This is a genomic window from Methylobacterium sp. ARG-1 (genome assembly GCF_001262595.1).
GTDB classification, from domain to species: domain Bacteria; phylum Pseudomonadota; class Alphaproteobacteria; order Rhizobiales; family Beijerinckiaceae; genus Methylobacterium; species Methylobacterium brachiatum.
In genome coordinates this window covers 55,489-71,125 of the sequence record NZ_LHCD01000039.1, presented here as the reverse complement: position 1 = coordinate 71,125, position 15,637 = coordinate 55,489, and the positions used below count along the sequence as shown (strand labels likewise).

Below are 15,637 nucleotides of genomic sequence, written 5' to 3'. Positions count from 1 at the left end.
TCGGAAAGAGCCGAAGCCTATCTCCGCGGCGTGACCTCGAACAAGCAATGGTCGTGCGTGCCCTCCGCGGCGCAATAGGCTTCCCGGGCATGGAGATGCAGCGTCCGGCCCGAGGCCGCCGCCGCATATTCGAGCGAGCCTTCGAGCCACGCGGCGAACATCGTGCAGACCTTGCGGCCGAGGCGTCGGCGCTCCTCGTCCACAAAGGCCGAGTTCCGAAGTCGGACCGAGGCGGTGCCGGCCCCGAGATCGACGTCCAGCACCTCGAACTGCCCCCAGCCGCGCTGGGTGATGCGCCGCATATAGTGGTGGAAGGCCCCGAGGCCGTCCAACCCATGATGAGCGGCCTCCTTCTCGCACCAATGATAGGCCGAGCGATGGCCAGCGGGCCGCAGCACCTCCGCCAGCCGTTCGGGACCCAGTTCCGCCTCAAGGGCGAAGTGGTTGTTCAGGAAGAAGTGCTGCGGCACCAGGATCATCGGCAGCGCGTCGACGGACCAGCGCCCGGTGGTGTCGTCGACCGTGATCTCGACCTGCGGCTTGCCCATGACCCTCACGCTCCCCACACGTCGCGCAGGAGCGCGAACCAGTTGCCGCCGATCACCCGCTCGATCCGCGCGGACGGCCAGCCGCGCCGCTCCATCGCCGCTGTCAGGTTCGGCCACTCGCCGATGGTGCGCAGGCCCTCGGGGTTGATCACCTCGCCGAAGTCGGTGAGCCGGCGGCCATAGCCCTTGTCGTGGGTGATCCAGTCGAAGAACGGCCGGCCGTAGCCCTGGGTAAAATCGGTGCCGATGCCGACCTTGTCCTCGCCGCACAGGTTCAGGACGTACTCGATCGCCTCGACGTAATCATCGACCGTCGAATCCGGTCCGCGCTTGAGGAAGGGCGGGAACATGGTCACGCCGACAAACCCGTCCCGCTCGGCGATGAAGCGAAGCTGCTCGTCGGACTTGTTGCGCGGGTGCGCCTTCAGCCCGGCAGGGAGGCAGTGCGAGTAGGCGACCCGCTGGCGGGAGCCGAGGATCACGTCCTCGCTCGTCTTCGGACCCACATGCGACAGGTCGGCCAGGATGCCGAGCCGGTTCATCTCACCCAGCACGTCATGGCCGAAGTCCGACAGGCCCCCGTCCCGGCGCTCGTAGCAGCCGGTGCCGACGAGGTTCTGGGTGTTGTACGCCATCTGGATGATGCCGACGCCGAGTTCCTTGAACAGGCCGAGATAGCCAACCTGGTCCTCGATCCCGGTGATGTTCTGCCAGCCGAGGATGATACCGGTCTTCCCGGCTTCCTTGGCGGCCTGAATGTCGGCGGTGGTGTAAATCTGCGTGATCAGGTCCGCATGTTCGCGGAAATACGCCTTCCAGCGCATCACGTTTCGCATCGTCTCCGTGAAATTCTCCCAGACGCAGCAGGTGCAGTTCGCGGCAGTCAGGCCGCCCTTGCGCATGTCTTCGAAGACCGGCCGGCCGAAGTCGGAGATGATCAGGCCGTCGATGACGATCGATCGGTCGTGCAGGTCGGACGGCATGCGCAGTCTCCGTGGGAGCTTCCCTGGTTCGGGGTGCCCTTGATCCTCCCTTCCGCCGGATGGCAGCTAGGACATTTCCGTCATCGGCTCGGTACGCACGCGCCGCGCCCCGCGGTTGCACCAATGGCGCATCCGTTCAGGAGCCAGCGCGCTTGCGTGCTAGTCTGCCCACGGCTCCGCTGCCTAGTCTGCTTCTGGACTGAAGACGGAGAGGCGGAATGGGTCGGATCACGCGGCGGTGCCTCGCAGGGGTAGTGGCGGGGGCGCTGCTCATCCCAGGATGGGCCGAGGCCAAGGACACGGTGAAGATCGCGTTCGTCGGCCCCCTCACCGGGCCGAACTCCCCCCACGGGATCGGCGCCCGCAACTCCGCCGAACTCGCCGTGAAGCTGTTCAACGCCGATCCGGCCCATCGTTATCAGTACGAGCTCGTCGTCCTAGACGACGAATGCAAACCGAATGTCGGCGTGCAGGTCGTGACCAAGCTCGGGTCTGACCGCAGCATCGCGGCGGCGGTACCGCATTACTGCTCGGCCACCGCCATCGCCACGGTCGACGTGTTCCACCGCTTCAAGCTGCCGATGGTGGTCTGGGCGGCGGTGCTGCCCGAGATCACCTATGCCAACAAATACGCGGAAATCCACCGGGTGAGCGGCATCCTCATCGGCCAAAACCGGGTCGGTGCGCAGTTCATGAAGGAGCAGGGTTACAAGACCTTTGTCTCCTTCGCCGACTCGACCGATTACGGGAAGTCGATGAACAAATATTTCACCGAGTTCACCAACGAGAACGGCGGAAAAATCCTCGGAAATTTCGCGGTCGCGCCCGATCAGCAGGATCTCAGTGCCGAGCTGACGAAGATCAAAGAATTGAATCCGGAGGTGATCTATTTCGGTGGCCTCACGCCGCTGGGGACGCGGCTGCGGACGCAAATGGACAAGCTCGGGATCAAGGCGCAGCTCGAAGGCAACTCCGGGATCATGGGCGATGCGTTCATCAACGCCGTGGGACCGGATCTCGCCGAAGGTACCGTGACCTTCTTCGATTCGCCACCACTCTCAAAGATGCCCGGCGGCGCAGCCTTCACCGAAAACTACAAGGCGGCGGGCTTCCGGGAGCCGCCGGAGGCCTACGGACCCTTCGCCTACATCGCCACCCACCTGCTGATGCAGAAAATCGAGGCGGTGGGTCCAGAGCGGGCGAAGATCACCGCGGCGCTCGGTGACGTGAAGGACGTGCCCTCGATCGTTGGGCCGATCACCTTCGACGACCACGGCCAGAATATCACGCCGCTCACCACGAAATACGTCGTTCAGGACGGCAAATGGCTCGTCTGGGAGGACAGTGAGTACGCAAGCGGCAAGCGCAAGTTGCTGCACCGCTGAGACCGAGCGATCGGAGATATGCGATGAGCGCGATCGGCCAGTACGTCCTCAATGGGCTCATGCAGGGGACGATCTACGGCCTCGTGGCGATGGGGTTCACGATCTTCTTCGGGGTGATGAACGTCATCAAGTTCTCCCACGGGGACGTGATGACGTTCGGAGCCTTCGGCGCCTTGGTCGCGGCGACTGCCGCCGCCGCCGCGGGGCTGCCGGCCGGTGTGCAGATCCTGGCCGCCGTCTCGACGGCCGTGGGCCTCGCCGCGCTCCTCGGCGCCGGGATCTCCCGCCTCCTGATACTGCCCCTGCGCTCCGCCCCGCCCCTCAACCTGCTGCTGATGACGATGATGGTCGGCACCGTGATCCGCGAGTCGATCCGGCTGTTCTTCCCCAACGGCACCAATTCGCAGCGCTTCCCCGCCCTGCTGCCACCTGGGGGGGCGACCGTCGGTGGCGTCTTCGTCCGCTATGACGGGCTGATCCTGATCGGGGCCGGGCTCCTGATTATCGCCGTCGTCCACCACATCATCAACCGCACCCGCTTCGGGCTCGCGATGCGGGCGGTGGCGGAGGATCAGGAGACCGCCCGGACGATGGGGGTCAACTTCTTCCGTGTCGTCCCCCTGACCTTCGCCCTCGGTTCGGCGACGGCGGGTTTCGCGGGGGTGATCTCCGGCCTGTACTACAGCGAGATCAACTACGGCATGGGCCTGCTGATCGCGGTGATCGGCTTCAGCGCGGCTATCGTCGGCGGGCTCGGTAACCTCTGGGGTGCGATCCTAGGGGGCTACCTCTTCGCCGGGCTTCAAACCGTCGTCGTCGCCACCCTGCCGACCTTCAGCGAATACAAGAACGTCGTCGCCTTCGTCGCCGTCATCGCCCTGATCACGTGGCGCCCCACCGGGCTGCTGGCCGAGCGCGCCAGCGAGCGCGTCTGACCTCTCCTCCCGCCCGGATGACGTACCGATGCTGATGCGCCACCGCTCCACCCAAGACGAGGTCCCCGGGGACGCGCTGCCGATGGTGGCCGGGGTGAGTGCCCGGCGGGCTTCGGATTTCGCGATCTTCGCGGTTGTCGTGGCCGCCTGCGCCGGGGCGGTCGCTTTCTTGGTCCATGCGGAGGACCAAAGGGTCGTTCTCTCGGCGCTGGTGGCCTGCGGGATGGTGTGGTTCGCCGCCGCTCGGTTCCGGGTGATCGCCGCCGTGGAGCGCGGCGCGGCCGGTCATCCCTGGCCGGCGCGGCTCGTGCTGGTGGCCGCCTGCCTTGCCGTCATCGTCGTCCTGCGCGAGGACAATTTCGGCCTCTTGATGCTGGCGACGGTGCTGATCTACGCCACGGTCTGCCTCGGCCTGACGATCCAGCTCGGCTATGCCGGCCTCTCGAATTTTTGCGCCGCGGCCTTTCTCGGCTGCGGCGGCTATACCGCAGCCGCCCTCGGCCGGGCGGAGGGAATCGCCATCCCGGACCTGGTGGTCATTCTCCTCGGGGGCGGTGTCGCTGTCGCGATCGGCTCGCTCCTCGTACTGCCGCTGTTGCGGACGCGGGGCCACTACGCCGCCCTGACGACACTGGCCTTCGGGGTGATGTTCAACGTCTTCCTGGACGCCAATGAGTTGCTCGGTGGCCCCCAGGGCCTGAAGCTCGCGCCGATCACGGTGTTCGGCTGGGACTTCTCGAACGACCTCGACTTGTTCGGCATGACGTTTTCCTTCTACGCCAACTACGTCATGCTGTGCCTCGCCCTCACCGCGGTGGCCCTGGCGCTCGTCGGTCTCCTCGATCGATCGTGGATCGGCATCCGTCTGGACGCAGTGCGGCTCGACGAGGTCGCCGCCCAGGTCTTCGGCCTGCGGATCGCCCGTTGGAAGATCCTCGCCTTCACCCTGGGCAACGTGCTTGCCGGGATGGCCGGGGCGATCTACGCCAAGATGACCGGCTTCATCGCCCCCAACAACTTCACCCTCGGCGACTCGCTGATGATGGTGTCGATCGTCATCCTGGGCGGGATCGGCAACCGCTGGGGGGTACTACCGGCGGCGCTGATCGTCGTGCTGCTGCCGGAGAAACTGCAGTTCATTCAGGAATACCGGCTTTTGCTGTTCGCAGTGCTGGTGATCCTTGTCCTCGTCCTCAGTCCCGGCGGCCTGTTGCCCCGCCGGACGCGGACCCTCGTCGCGGGGCGCCAGGCATGAGCGCCGTGGCGGCAGCCCCCGCGATCCTGGAGGCGAAGGGCCTGTCCGTCCGCTTCGGCGGCCTCTTCGCCCTCAATGAACTCGACCTGACGGTCCGACGCGGCGAGGTGTTGGGTCTGATCGGCCCGAACGGCTCCGGCAAGACCACCTTTTTCAACGTCACGAGCGGCATCTACCCGGCTGCGGCCGGCTCCATCGTCCTCGACGGCCGCGACATCACCCGCGAGCCTGCCCACGCGCTCGCCGGGCTCGGTCTCGCCCGGACCTTCCAGCGTTCGCGCCTGTGCCTGCCGCTCTCCGTCTTCGACAACATCGCGCTCGGCGCGCAGGAGCGCCTGCCGCAGGGTGTGATCGACAACCTCCTGCGCCGCCGCACCCTGGCGCGGGCCGTCGCGGCCCTCGCCGAGGAGGCCAGGGACCTCGCCCGGTTGTTCAACCCGGACCTCGCCCGGCGTCTCGACGAGCCGGCCGTCGCCCTCGGCATGATCGACCGCCGCCGGGTCGAGATCTGCCGCGCCCTTATCGGACGGCCGAAGATCCTGCTGCTCGACGAGCCCTCCGCCGGCATGACCCACGATGAGACCAACCAGCTCATCGACGAGATCCTCGATGTGCAGCGCAGCCGCGGCGACCTGACTGTTATCATCGTAGAACACGAGATGGGGTTGATCGAGCGCATCACCGACCGCTGCGTCGTCCTCAACTACGGCCGCAAGATCTGCGAGGGCTGTTTCCGCGAAGTGGCCGCCGACCCGACCGTCCGCGAAGCCTATCTGGGGCATTCATGACCGCGCGCCTGACCATCGACGGCGTCTTCACCACGTACGACCGTATCGATGTCCTCGACGACATCACCCTCGAGGTGGCCCCCGGACGGATCACATGTATCCTCGGCTCGAACGGCGCCGGCAAGACCACGCTGATCCGTTCGATCCTGCGCCTTACGCCGCCCCGCCGCGGCTCCATCTCCTTCGACGGGCGCAAGCTCGACGGGATGCAGACCCACGACGTGGTCAGTCTCGGGATCGGCTGCATTCCCGAGGGCCGCCGGATCTTTTCCAAGATGACCGTCGAGGAGAACCTTCGGCTCGGCGCCTACCGCGTGTCGTCCGAGCGGGAGATCCGGCGCAGGCTCGACGGCGTGCATGCCGTCTTCCCACGCCTCGCGGAGCGGGCTCGCCAGCTCGCCGGCACGATGTCCGGTGGCGAGCAGGCCATGGTGTCGATCGGCCGGGGGCTGATGACCGATCCGAAGCTCCTCGTGATCGACGAGCCCTCGCTGGGGCTCTCGCCGCTCTTCGTGCAAGAGAACTTCAATGTGATCGCCCGGATCAATGCGACCGGCGTCACGGTCCTGCTCGTCGAGCAGAACGTGAATCAGACGCTGGCGATCGCCCATCACGGCTATGTCCTATCCGGCGGGCGCATCGTGGCGCAGGGCTCCTCCGCGACGCTGCGGGACGACCCCGAATTGCAACGGGCCTATTTCGGCGCTGTGCACTGACGCCAGCGTCCCGCTGTTCGCTCGCCCCTGGTCCGTCTCTTGCAGAAGGAGACCGACCGGATCACAATCCGGGCAAACGCACCGGATGGCATGACGACACCCCGGACACCGTCGACCATACCGCTGCAGGGGCCGAGCCGTCGCAAGCTGTCGCTCGGTTTCGTGTTGCTGCCCCACTTCACCCTTGTGGCCTTTTCGACCCTGATCGACATCCTACGTTTGTCCGCGGACGAGGGGGATCGCAGCCGACCCGAGCGCTGCTCATGGAGCTTGCTCGCTCCGGATCTGGAGCCGGTGACATCGAGTTGCGGAATCCAGGTGATGCCCTGGGAGACGTTCTCGGATCCGACCCGGTTCGATTACATTGTCGTCGTGGGCGGGCTGCTCGACCGGGAGCCCTATAACTCCCGATCCCTCGCATTTATGCGAGAGGCTCATTCTGCCGGGGTGCGCCTCATCGGCATCTGCACCGGCGGCATCGCTTTGGCCGAGGCGGGGTTAATGCGCGGCCGCCGCTGCTGCGTCAGCTGGTACCACTTCACCGATCTCGTCGCGCGGCATGACGATGTGATCCCAGTCGCGGACCAACTCTTCGTGGAGGATGGCCCGATCATCACCTGCGCGGGCGGTCTCGCCAGCCTGGATCTCGGGGCTTGGCTCATCGATCGGCACCTTGGTCCGGGACATGCGCAGAAGAGCTTGCATATTATGGTCACCGACCGGGCCCGTCCCGCGGCCGGGGCTCAGCCCCAGCCGCCGAGTGCCGGGATCGTCGAGGACAACCGGGTTCGCCGGGCGATGCTGCTGATTGAGCAGCATCTCAGCACGCCTCAGCGCGTCGAGAAAATCGCGCAGACCGTAGGACTCTCGAAGCGACAGCTCGAACGGGTCTTCCGTAAGCTCGTTGGCAAGAGCGTTCAGGAATACTCGCGGGACCTTCGCGTCCTCTATGGACGCTGGCTCCTTGCGAACTCGCCGCAGACCATCACGGAGGTCGCCACGGAATGCGGGTTCTCGGACGTATCCCACTTCAACCGTCTGTTCCGTCGCAGCTTCGGATGTTCGCCATCGACCATGCGCCGGGGTGACAGCCAAGGTTCGGTACAGGCGTCGGAGGAGTGGGATAGCCTGCGGGCGATCGCCGGATCTCCCGACAGTCAGGGCGATTTCCATCGCTTCCTGAACAACGATCCGGCCGAGGTCCTCGGAGTCGAACGGTTCCTGAGCTGTGAGCGGCGTCCCTACGCCCAGTAGCCCCCACGCAGCTCGGCTGACGATGTGTCGGACGGAATCACCGCCGGCGCATCCAACATCGGCACACAATCGAGGTCCCGACATACAGACGTCGCTGTGGTGGCAATCTTCAATCCTGTCCTGTACCCCTGAGGAGACTGAGCAGTTCCGCTTTGGCGCAGGGCATGCTGTGGATCGGTATAACCGCCTCCTACATTCCGCTAAGCACGGGACAGGCCGAAGTACGGCGATGAGAAGTTAGCTCATTGTGAGGTCAGGTCCGCTTTGAAGACACCGCGAGAAGCGAGCGAATGCCCGCTATGGGCGGATTTCGTTGAAAAACTCGCGGTTGGCCTGGATCGAGGTTTGATTGGGGCTTGGCTGAGGGCCTCCCCAGCCGATCAGGCTAGGCTCGGCTGCCCCAGCGGGATCAGCTTGGCCAGCTTCCGTAGGTTCTGGGCGGCGGCCGCGAGGTGGAATTCGTCCCGGGCTCCATCCGGCCCCCGCAACCGAAGCCGATCCAGCTTCAGGATCCGCTTGAGGTGGGCAAACAGCATCTCGACCTTCTTGCGCTCCCGCCGCGAGGTACGGCCCGCCTCCGAGGCGCAGATGTCGCGCGCCATCTGCCGGGCGCCCTCGTGGATCGAGCGTGGGATCTTGCGAGCGGATGCGTTGGGGCAGCATCGTGGCTTCAGCGCGCAGGCATCGCAGTCGTGCTTGCTCGCGCGGTAGCGCAGCATCCCGTCTGCGTCGACGAGCGGGGGCGGTGACCTGTAGACCTTCTGACGTTGCCGCAGGTGCTTGCCGGCCGGGCAGGTGTAGGCGTCAGCGCTAGGGTCGTAGGTGAAGGCTGATCGGCTGAAGGTGCCGTCGCGGCGCTCAGACTTGTCGAAGACGGGGATGTGCGGGTCGATGCCCTGCTCGTGGACGAGCCAGCCCAGCATCGCGGCCGATCCGTAACCGCTGTCGCCGGCGAGCCGTGCCGGGTAGAGGTCGAAGCGCTCGCGCGAGCGCACGATCATGCGCTTGGCGGCCGTGACCTCGGCCTGCCGGATCGCGGTGGTCGGCTCGACGTCCACGATGACCGCGTGGTCGAGGTCGATCAGGTAGTTGGCCGCGTAGGCGAAGTAGGCCAGCCCACCGTCCGCGCCCGTCCAGCGCGCGGCCGGGTCGGCGGGGGAGACGAGCTTGGGCACGACCGGCGTCGCAGCACCGAACGCGGCGTCGTCAAGCACGGCCAGGTACTCCCGGGCGGCGCGGCTGACGGTCTCGGGCGGCAGGCCGTTCGTACCCTCGACGCCCTTCTGCCGGTTGGCATCGGCCTTGATCAGGCTGGCGTCGACCGCGAAGCCCTCGCCGCCCACGAGCCCCTCGGCGATGCAGCGGGTGAGCACGGTCTCGAACAAGCGGCGCAGCAGGTCGCTGTCGCGGAAGCGGCCATGACGGTTCTTGGAGAAGGTCGAGTGGTCGGGCACGGCGCCCTCCAACCCGAGCCGGCAGAACCAGCGATAGGCGAGGTTGAGGTGGACCTCGTCGCACAGGCGGCGCTCGGAGCGGATGCCGAAGCAGTAGCCGATGAGCAACATGCGGATCATCAGCTCGGGGTCGACCGAGGGCCGGCCCGTCGTGCTGTAGAAGGGCCGCAGGTGCGCACGCAGATCCGACAGGTCAACGAAGCGATCAATGGCGCGCAGCAGATGGTCGACGGGGACGTGGGTATCGAGCGAGAACTCGTAGAACAGGGCACCCTGCTCGACTTGCCGAGGTCCCATCATCTGCTTCGGTCTCCGTCTATCAACAGGAGTGAATCACCTCACGACTACCGCCGCAACACCTGAGTTTTTCAACAAAATCGGCCAGATCCAGTCCCGCAGGGTTGTGCCTTTTAATGACCGGGGTGGGTGGCTTGCAGTGGGTCCGCTTTCGAGCGGCGGGCGCAGCGAAGCAGACGTTTCTGGAAGCCTCGCAGATAATCTCATTCGTCGAAAGCAAGTGACCGACACAGCAATTTTGAAGGATATCGCGCGCATACTATCCAAATGCGCTGGAGGTAGAACATGCGGACGGTGGTGGCAGTAGGCGTGGCATCTCTGGCCCTGGTGGGGAGCATCAACGGGGCCGAGGCGCGCGCACGGATACGCCTGTCCTTCGGGCGTGCGGTGGCGCTACAGCGACCCATAATGCCGGCCCCTGCCGCTGCGGTAGCTCAGACTGGATCCGTCGGACGGATAAGCTACCGGCCTGCAGTCACTATCTCGCCGAGTCAGGCCGCCGTCGCAGCCACGGCAACCGCGATGCCGCTCGCAACCTCTGGGGATACGACCGCCGGCGTCGAACCAAGGGCGAGGATTGTGCCTTCTGTGACGACCCCAGCTCCCGTTCCGCCGCGCGTCCGTGAGGTCAGCACCGTTGCTCCGCCCTGCGAGGTTGGCAAACGCGTCGGGGGTGTGGAGCATGAAGATGCCGGCTTCTGCCTCATCAACTGAATGATGGCGCAGTTAACCCAGGGTTCCGATCACGCAACCAAGTTGTCTTCCCATCGGGCTCCAACCTTGTAGATACTGAAAACTTCTCACCTAGAGCAAACGGCATCAAGACCAGTGGTATGGCTCCGAGAGGCGCGCCCAGTGTTGAAGAGCACCGGGATACCTGCGGCCGCCGCAATGGAAGCGGCAGCCGGGTGAGATTGCCCTCACGCGGCTGCTCGCTCACCAGTCAGTAGCTGTAATCGCGGCGTGGGTAAGCTTGTGGCTGGCCGTAGCCCGTCCCCCTCGGCTGGACGCGAGCGCCGTAGTCGATCTCTCGCCGAGCCTGCCGGTTGGCGAGGTAGCGGCCACCGAGGCAGCCTGCCACGGCACCGACGACGCCGCGCTCAGCCAGATAATGACCGGCCAAGCCGCCGATGATTGCGCCCTTGATGCAGCCCTTTGCCTCGGCGGCCCCGACACTCATGAGTGTCACGTGAGTGTCACGAGGGCGATGGCCGATGCGTGTATGACTGGTCGCATACTGGTGCTCCTGGTTAATGGCCAGAAGAAATGGGTTTGCCCTGGAAGCGTTCCCGCCAGCAGACAACGGACCTCTGCTTGCGTCGCGCACGGCCGGCACGTCGCGGCGCGGGATGACGGCCGCCAGTGCAAACGACCGGCTGATGTTTCCTGGCTCTACTCTACGCTTGAAGCCGATCCTCACCAGAGACGAGCAGTCTTGGCGAAGGCTTTGCCCGCCACGGTGATCCCGTCGATCACGGCTGTTCCGTCCGACGCCACACGCACCTCGACGAGAATGTCCTTGCGTGCCGTCCGATCGAGTTTCCCGGGAACGCTTTGTGCCCCGTACCAACGCTCGATGCCGTAGTTCACGATGCCCGTCAGACAGACCGGATGCTGACAGGTGGCGGGCTCCGCCGGCTGACCGCCCGTCCTGGCCCGGATGCTGAGAGGAGCTCCCTGGCGCGCGAGCGTCGCGGATCCCAGGCTGCCTTTGATGAACAGCCCGTTTCCTGGGGGTGCCGTGAAGAACACCTCATCGGCCCTGTGCACACCATCAGCATCAGCATCGGCGGCGAGCCGGACGTAGACGTCGCGTCCAACCTTCAGCCTGCAATTGTCGCGAGCATCGAAATCGCAGCCCGCCGGCGCCGCATCCGCGCCGATCCCTTGCAGGCGCCCGATCTCGTAGGTGAACACGCTGTATTCACCGCGTAGCAAATCGCGAGGGTCTCGAGTTTCAACCGCTAAGCGGACCAAGTGTCCGTCATTCAGCCGTTGCGTCTGCCGCCAAGCCAGCATCGCGGCAGGGGACACCTGAACGGCCAGCAGGCCAGCAAAAGCGAGACCGACAAGCCATCCTTTCATGCGACTCTCCCGGTGACGCGGCGAGCAGCCCAACGGCAGGCCAGCAAGGCGAGGCTCAGGAGAACGGCGCACAGCAGCAAGTTCCCCGAGAATGCGATCAGATTGCGAGAGGCCGCGAGCATGCCGATTGTGAGGCCAGCGGTCAGTGTCATGCCCCAGCCGTACAGCTCTCGCCTGTCTTCGAGGTCGCCTGCCACGACGAGCATGAGGGCTGGGACGATGCCGCCCCACACGGTCCAGAAGGTCGATGGTTCCCAGCCCGTGCCAGCGATGAGCCAGATGAGAAGCGCCAACGCGGCCGCGGCAAGAACGAGAAGGTCACTTGTGGGGCGGGCCGCCCGCGCGGGCAACCGGAAGCGTGCCACGACGAACGCGCTGGTCGCGATCGTCGCGAGGGCGAGAGCTGCTGCGAAGGTCGGCCGCGCACCGCCGAAGCCGAGCGTGCGCACTGATACCATGACGATGCCGAGCAGGCAGAGACCGACTGCCGCACGTGTGAGGGCAAGCGCACCCGCGCGGATGCGCGAGGGCCATTCTCCCTGAGGCGCGACGCGAGACACTGCGTGGCCAACCGCGAGCGCAATCGCGGCCACGGTCAGTATGCGATCTGGCGGAAGAAAGAACGTCAGACCTGCCGGTGCACCACCAAGGTGGTTGGTGAACACGATTAGGAGAAGGAGAAGCGTTGCCTCCCGCGCAGGCAGCCAGCCTGACAGGCTCGCAAGGAACAGGGCCGGACCCACTGTCCAGAACCAAATCCCCGCACCTGCGGCTGTGTCCCCTCGCAGCGTTGCGAAGTCGAGCCCTCCGAACCCGACGTCGGCTGCGATGAGGGCGACGCAGGCGATGACGGCCGCGCCGCCGGAGCGCGCGACCAATGCTGTCGCTAAGCCGAGAGCCGCAATGGTTCCGGCAAAACCTTGCGGATCCGCGGCCACGTGGAAGGTCTGTCCGACGAGAGCCAGCGTGGCCGCTGCGATAACCAGGGACAGCGTCGCCAGTCCATCGACGAGCCTACTCGCCGAACGGGCTCGATCCAGAGCCCGCCGGCGCGCGGCGAGATAAGTGCCAAACACGGCCACGGCGTTGGTGACTAACAGGACGACCAGTCGGGACGCAGGCGCCATAACGGACCAATTTGCCGCCACGAACGCGATGATCGACGGAGCCACAAGCAGGAGGATGCACAGGACGATGGCGGCCTGCAGGTGTTTGGAACCGCGTGGTGCGAAGGCGTGCGCGGCGATGCGTTCCGCCTGCTCGGGCAGGATCAGGCCGCTTTCCTGCCAATCGCGGAGATCGCGCCGCAGGCGTGCGGAATAGGACAGCGGCATGGGCAGCCTTCATGCAATGCTGTAGATCGTATCAGCTGAAGTGTTAAAGCTCGGCCGCAACTCTCGAATGCGACTTTTTGCACATCGAATAATGCTTGCCATTAATTGAATAGATTGCATTGCGTCGGCGGATCTGGCTGCGCCTCGCAGCCGGCCCCTATCATCCCTCCCTCATCCGGAACCTTGGAACCGCACATCCGCACCGTTTTGGCTCTGGAATAGAGGACGAACGAAGGGCCGCTTTGTGGCAACGCCGCTGGCGGTCCAGGCGGCCGGGTTCGGTCGTCAGGAGGCTGTCCGCTTTTCCAGCGGGTCTGCTGCGAAGCGGACCAGCTGCTTTCGGCCACCTTTGGTCATTCTGGTTCGATCAGACCTCCAGCAAGGGGCCTTCTGAACACCTAAGAAGGGCCAAAAAGCAGAATGGCAGCTCTCGGGAACGCAGGACCGGAAAGCAGCCGTGCTCCGTATTGAGAGTCATCGGCCGGCCTACAAGTTTGGGGCCAATGCACGGGTGATACACTGCCGTGACGCTGCGACAGCCTACGTTTGCCCGCTTCTCGCAAAGGCATTGAGGGAAACGGATGCCACCGCGCGCAAAGCGTCCCGGTTCGCACCGGACGACGCCATGACGCCCATTCCAGAAGCGACCGTCGACAGGAACCGCGCCAGTGCAACTGGGTCCGCATCAGTCGGAAGATCGCCGTCCCCCTTGGCCTGGACGAAGCGCCCGAGGAGCTCCGTCTCTGTCTGCGCCCGACGCGACGCCAGCTCGAACGGGATGTTCTCCGAACCGGCGCCACAAGCCAAGCCGCCCTGGACCAGAAGGCAGCCAGGTGGATTGGCCGGGTCGGTATGGCTTTCGGCAATGCTGCTCAGGAAGCGTTCGGCTACGTCGCGCGCTGTGGCGCCGGCGAGCACGTAGCGCATGTGCTCGGAGCGCCGCAGCGCGTAGCGATCGAGGGCGGCCTTGAGTAGGCCCTCCTTGCTGCCGAAGGCCGCGTAGAGGCTTGGTGCCTTGATGCCCATCGCCTTCGTCAGCATGGCGAGGCTGGCGCCGTCGTAGCCGTGGCGCCAGAACACCTCCATTGCCTCGTCGAGGGCTTTGTCCATGTCGAAGGACCGAGGCCGCCCCATCACCATTGTCCGCAGGCTCCAACTTTTATATCGAGTGGTAGATAAGTCGCTTGACGCCCGGCGTCCATGCCGACATGTGTAGCGCACTCTACAAATGTCGGAGCCGGTCGTGAATCCTGCGCCTCATTCTGCACCTACCCGTTCCGGCCTCAGGCGCAGCCTCGTTGCAGGTGTTGCCCTCGCCCTTCTGGCAGGGGTCTCCGTCCAGCTACTGCCATCCCTAACGTCGCGAGGAGCTGAGGCATTCGCCGCCCCTGCAGCAGCCGAGCAGCCGATGCCGGTTCCGGTCGCCACGGTCGCTCCCCGAGCGGTCGTGCTTTGGGACGAGTTCTCCGGTCGCCTGGAGGCCGTCGACCGTGTCGACGTCAGGGCGCGGGTCGGCGGCGCGATCCAGGCAACACACTTTACCGAGGGCGAACTCGTAAAACCAGGCGACCTGCTGGTGACCATCGATCCGGCACCGTACGCCGCCGAGGTCCAGCGCCTTGAGGCACAGGTCGCCGGTGCCGAAGCGCGTGTCGCCCTGACCGCGAGCGACCTGGAGCGCGGGCAAAGGCTGTCGGGCCAACAGATCGTCACGGCGCGCGACCTCGACGTGCGCTCCAACGCCTTCAAGGAGGCGAAGGCGAGCCTTGATGCCGCTAAGGCGGCACTGGAGGCAGCGCGGCTGAACCTCGGCTACACCGAGGTCCGTGCTGCGGTCGGCGGCCGCGTCGGGCGCCGCGAGATCACGCCGGGCAACCTCGTAGCCACCGGCGCTGGCGCCGCCGTACTGACCACGCTCGTCTCGGTCGATCCCGTCTATGCCAGCTTCGACGCGGACGAGACCGTCGTCCTCAAGGCACTGGCCTCACTCGCGGAACCCTCGGGCAAGCGCGGCAAACTCGATCGCATCCCGGTCGAGATGGTCACCGCCGATGGTGCCCGGGCAGGTGGCCACCTCCAGTTCATCGACAACAAGGTCGACGCGCGCAGCGGCACCATCCGGGTCCGCGCCAGCTTCGCCAACGGCGACGGTCATCTCATTCCCGGCCAGTTCGCGCGCATGCGCCTCGGTCAAGCCGCGCCGCAATCGCTGCTTCTCGTGGACGAGCGGGCGGTCGGCACGGATCAGGACAAGAAGTTCGTGCTCGCGGTCAGTGCGGACGACCGCGCCGAGTTCCGCGCCGTCACCCTCGGCCGGGCCGTCGACGGGCTCCGCGTCGTGACCTCGGGCCTGTTTGGCGGCGAGCGCATCATCGTGAACGGCTTGCAGCGGGTTCGCCCCGGCATGCTGCTGCGGCCCGAGCCCGTCACCATGGGCGCCCGGCCTCATGACGCCGCATCCGCCGCGCGCCAGCTCGCCCAGCGCTGACGGCCGGCGCCGTACGCATTCCTGATCGACGATCATTCACGGCGGCCGCCTTGCGACCGCTTTCTCTAGCCGCGCGCAGTCCCACGCCGCGCGATCTCTCTCGCCCTCAGGAGAG

14 protein-coding genes are annotated in these 15,637 nt (G+C 65.7%); 7 read left to right on the top strand and 7 right to left on the bottom strand.

Going from position 1 to position 15,637, the window contains the following annotated elements:
• Nucleotides 1-17: 17 nt before the first annotated feature.
• Together AKJ13_RS25775 and AKJ13_RS25770 are read right to left on the bottom strand one after the other, a co-directional pair.
• Entirely contained in the window at nt 18-548 is a 531-nt protein-coding gene (locus AKJ13_RS25775; RefSeq protein WP_050735879.1) for a 4-vinyl reductase, read from the bottom strand.
• Between the two features lie 5 nt (nt 549-553).
• Nucleotides 554-1,531 (bottom strand): dipeptidase, encoded by a 978-nt coding sequence (locus AKJ13_RS25770; RefSeq protein ID WP_050735878.1) that lies wholly within the window; start codon nt 1,529-1,531, stop codon nt 554-556.
• Between the two features lie 218 nt (nt 1,532-1,749).
• On the opposite strand from AKJ13_RS25770, the gene AKJ13_RS25765 reads away from it, so the two are divergent.
• From AKJ13_RS25765 to AKJ13_RS25740, 6 genes are read left to right on the top strand one after another with little or no spacing between them, the layout of a single operon-like run.
• Nucleotides 1,750-2,916 carry a branched-chain amino acid ABC transporter substrate-binding protein gene (locus tag AKJ13_RS25765; protein ID WP_050735877.1) on the top strand — a complete coding sequence of 389 codons (1,167 nt, stop codon included), beginning with the start codon at nt 1,750-1,752 and terminating at the stop codon, nt 2,914-2,916.
• Nucleotides 2,917-2,939: 23 nt separating this feature from the next.
• Entirely contained in the window at nt 2,940-3,851 is a 912-nt protein-coding gene (locus AKJ13_RS25760) for a branched-chain amino acid ABC transporter permease (protein ID WP_050735876.1), read from the top strand.
• A 28-nt stretch (nt 3,852-3,879) separates the two neighbouring features.
• On the top strand, nt 3,880-5,106 hold the full coding sequence (locus AKJ13_RS25755; protein WP_050735875.1) for a branched-chain amino acid ABC transporter permease: 1,227 nt from the start codon (nt 3,880-3,882) through the stop codon (nt 5,104-5,106).
• Nucleotides 5,103-5,894, top strand: a complete 792-nt coding sequence (locus AKJ13_RS25750) for an ABC transporter ATP-binding protein (RefSeq protein WP_050735874.1) — start codon at nt 5,103-5,105, stop codon at nt 5,892-5,894. The genes AKJ13_RS25755 and AKJ13_RS25750 overlap by 4 nt, the downstream gene beginning before the upstream one ends.
• Nucleotides 5,891-6,610, top strand: a complete 720-nt coding sequence (locus tag AKJ13_RS25745; protein ID WP_050735873.1) for an ABC transporter ATP-binding protein — start codon at nt 5,891-5,893, stop codon at nt 6,608-6,610. Before AKJ13_RS25750 ends, AKJ13_RS25745 begins: the two co-directional genes overlap by 4 nt.
• 39 nt (nt 6,611-6,649) lie before the next feature.
• Nucleotides 6,650-7,864: a GlxA family transcriptional regulator gene (locus AKJ13_RS25740; RefSeq protein WP_200905703.1), complete on the top strand. Its 1,215-nt coding sequence runs from the start codon at nt 6,650-6,652 to the stop codon at nt 7,862-7,864.
• Between the two features lie 380 nt (nt 7,865-8,244).
• Here the strand turns inward: AKJ13_RS25740 and AKJ13_RS25735 are convergent, their stop codons facing one another.
• The 5 genes from AKJ13_RS25735 to AKJ13_RS25715 form a co-directional block, all read right to left on the bottom strand.
• Nucleotides 8,245-9,618 (bottom strand): IS1182 family transposase, encoded by a 1,374-nt coding sequence (locus tag AKJ13_RS25735; RefSeq protein ID WP_050735872.1) that lies wholly within the window; start codon nt 9,616-9,618, stop codon nt 8,245-8,247.
• 940 nt (nt 9,619-10,558) lie between these two features.
• Nucleotides 10,559-10,795, bottom strand: a complete 237-nt coding sequence (locus tag AKJ13_RS25730; RefSeq protein WP_050735871.1) for a hypothetical protein — start codon at nt 10,793-10,795, stop codon at nt 10,559-10,561.
• 236 nt (nt 10,796-11,031) lie between these two features.
• Nucleotides 11,032-11,700 carry a GDYXXLXY domain-containing protein gene (locus tag AKJ13_RS25725; RefSeq protein WP_064774670.1) on the bottom strand — a complete coding sequence of 223 codons (669 nt, stop codon included), beginning with the start codon at nt 11,698-11,700 and terminating at the stop codon, nt 11,032-11,034.
• Nucleotides 11,697-13,034, bottom strand: a complete 1,338-nt coding sequence (locus tag AKJ13_RS25720) for a DUF2157 domain-containing protein (protein ID WP_050735869.1) — start codon at nt 13,032-13,034, stop codon at nt 11,697-11,699. The genes AKJ13_RS25725 and AKJ13_RS25720 overlap by 4 nt, the downstream gene beginning before the upstream one ends.
• 540 nt (nt 13,035-13,574) lie before the next feature.
• A complete protein-coding gene (locus tag AKJ13_RS25715; protein WP_050735868.1) occupies nt 13,575-14,174 on the bottom strand; it encodes a TetR/AcrR family transcriptional regulator in 600 nt (199 codons plus the stop codon).
• Between the two features lie 88 nt (nt 14,175-14,262).
• On the opposite strand from AKJ13_RS25715, the gene AKJ13_RS25710 reads away from it, so the two are divergent.
• Complete coding sequence (locus AKJ13_RS25710; protein ID WP_050735867.1) at nt 14,263-15,522, top strand: efflux RND transporter periplasmic adaptor subunit; 1,260 nt, start codon at nt 14,263-14,265, stop codon at nt 15,520-15,522.
• Nucleotides 15,523-15,637 lie beyond the last annotated feature (115 nt).

Bases quoted from the DNA above. Each gene is read 5' to 3' on its own strand.
- AKJ13_RS25765 (WP_050735877.1), top strand. From the start codon at position 1,750: ATGGGTCGGATCACGCGGCGGTGCCTCGCAGGGGTAGTGGCGGGGGCG.
- AKJ13_RS25760 (WP_050735876.1), top strand. From the start codon at position 2,940: ATGAGCGCGATCGGCCAGTACGTCCTCAATGGGCTCATGCAGGGGACG.
- AKJ13_RS25750 (WP_050735874.1), top strand. From the start codon at position 5,103: ATGAGCGCCGTGGCGGCAGCCCCCGCGATCCTGGAGGCGAAGGGCCTG.
- AKJ13_RS25725 (WP_064774670.1), bottom strand. From the start codon at position 11,700: ATGAAAGGATGGCTTGTCGGTCTCGCTTTTGCTGGCCTGCTGGCCGTT.
- AKJ13_RS25745 (WP_050735873.1), top strand. From the start codon at position 5,891: ATGACCGCGCGCCTGACCATCGACGGCGTCTTCACCACGTACGACCGT.
- AKJ13_RS25770 (WP_050735878.1), bottom strand. From the start codon at position 1,531: ATGCCGTCCGACCTGCACGACCGATCGATCGTCATCGACGGCCTGATC.
- AKJ13_RS25735 (WP_050735872.1), bottom strand. From the start codon at position 9,618: ATGATGGGACCTCGGCAAGTCGAGCAGGGTGCCCTGTTCTACGAGTTC.
- AKJ13_RS25755 (WP_050735875.1), top strand. From the start codon at position 3,880: ATGCTGATGCGCCACCGCTCCACCCAAGACGAGGTCCCCGGGGACGCG.
- AKJ13_RS25720 (WP_050735869.1), bottom strand. From the start codon at position 13,034: ATGCCGCTGTCCTATTCCGCACGCCTGCGGCGCGATCTCCGCGATTGG.
- AKJ13_RS25710 (WP_050735867.1), top strand. From the start codon at position 14,263: ATGTCGGAGCCGGTCGTGAATCCTGCGCCTCATTCTGCACCTACCCGT.
- AKJ13_RS25730 (WP_050735871.1), bottom strand. From the start codon at position 10,795: ATGAGTGTCGGGGCCGCCGAGGCAAAGGGCTGCATCAAGGGCGCAATC.
- AKJ13_RS25715 (WP_050735868.1), bottom strand. From the start codon at position 14,174: ATGGTGATGGGGCGGCCTCGGTCCTTCGACATGGACAAAGCCCTCGAC.
- AKJ13_RS25775 (WP_050735879.1), bottom strand. From the start codon at position 548: ATGGGCAAGCCGCAGGTCGAGATCACGGTCGACGACACCACCGGGCGC.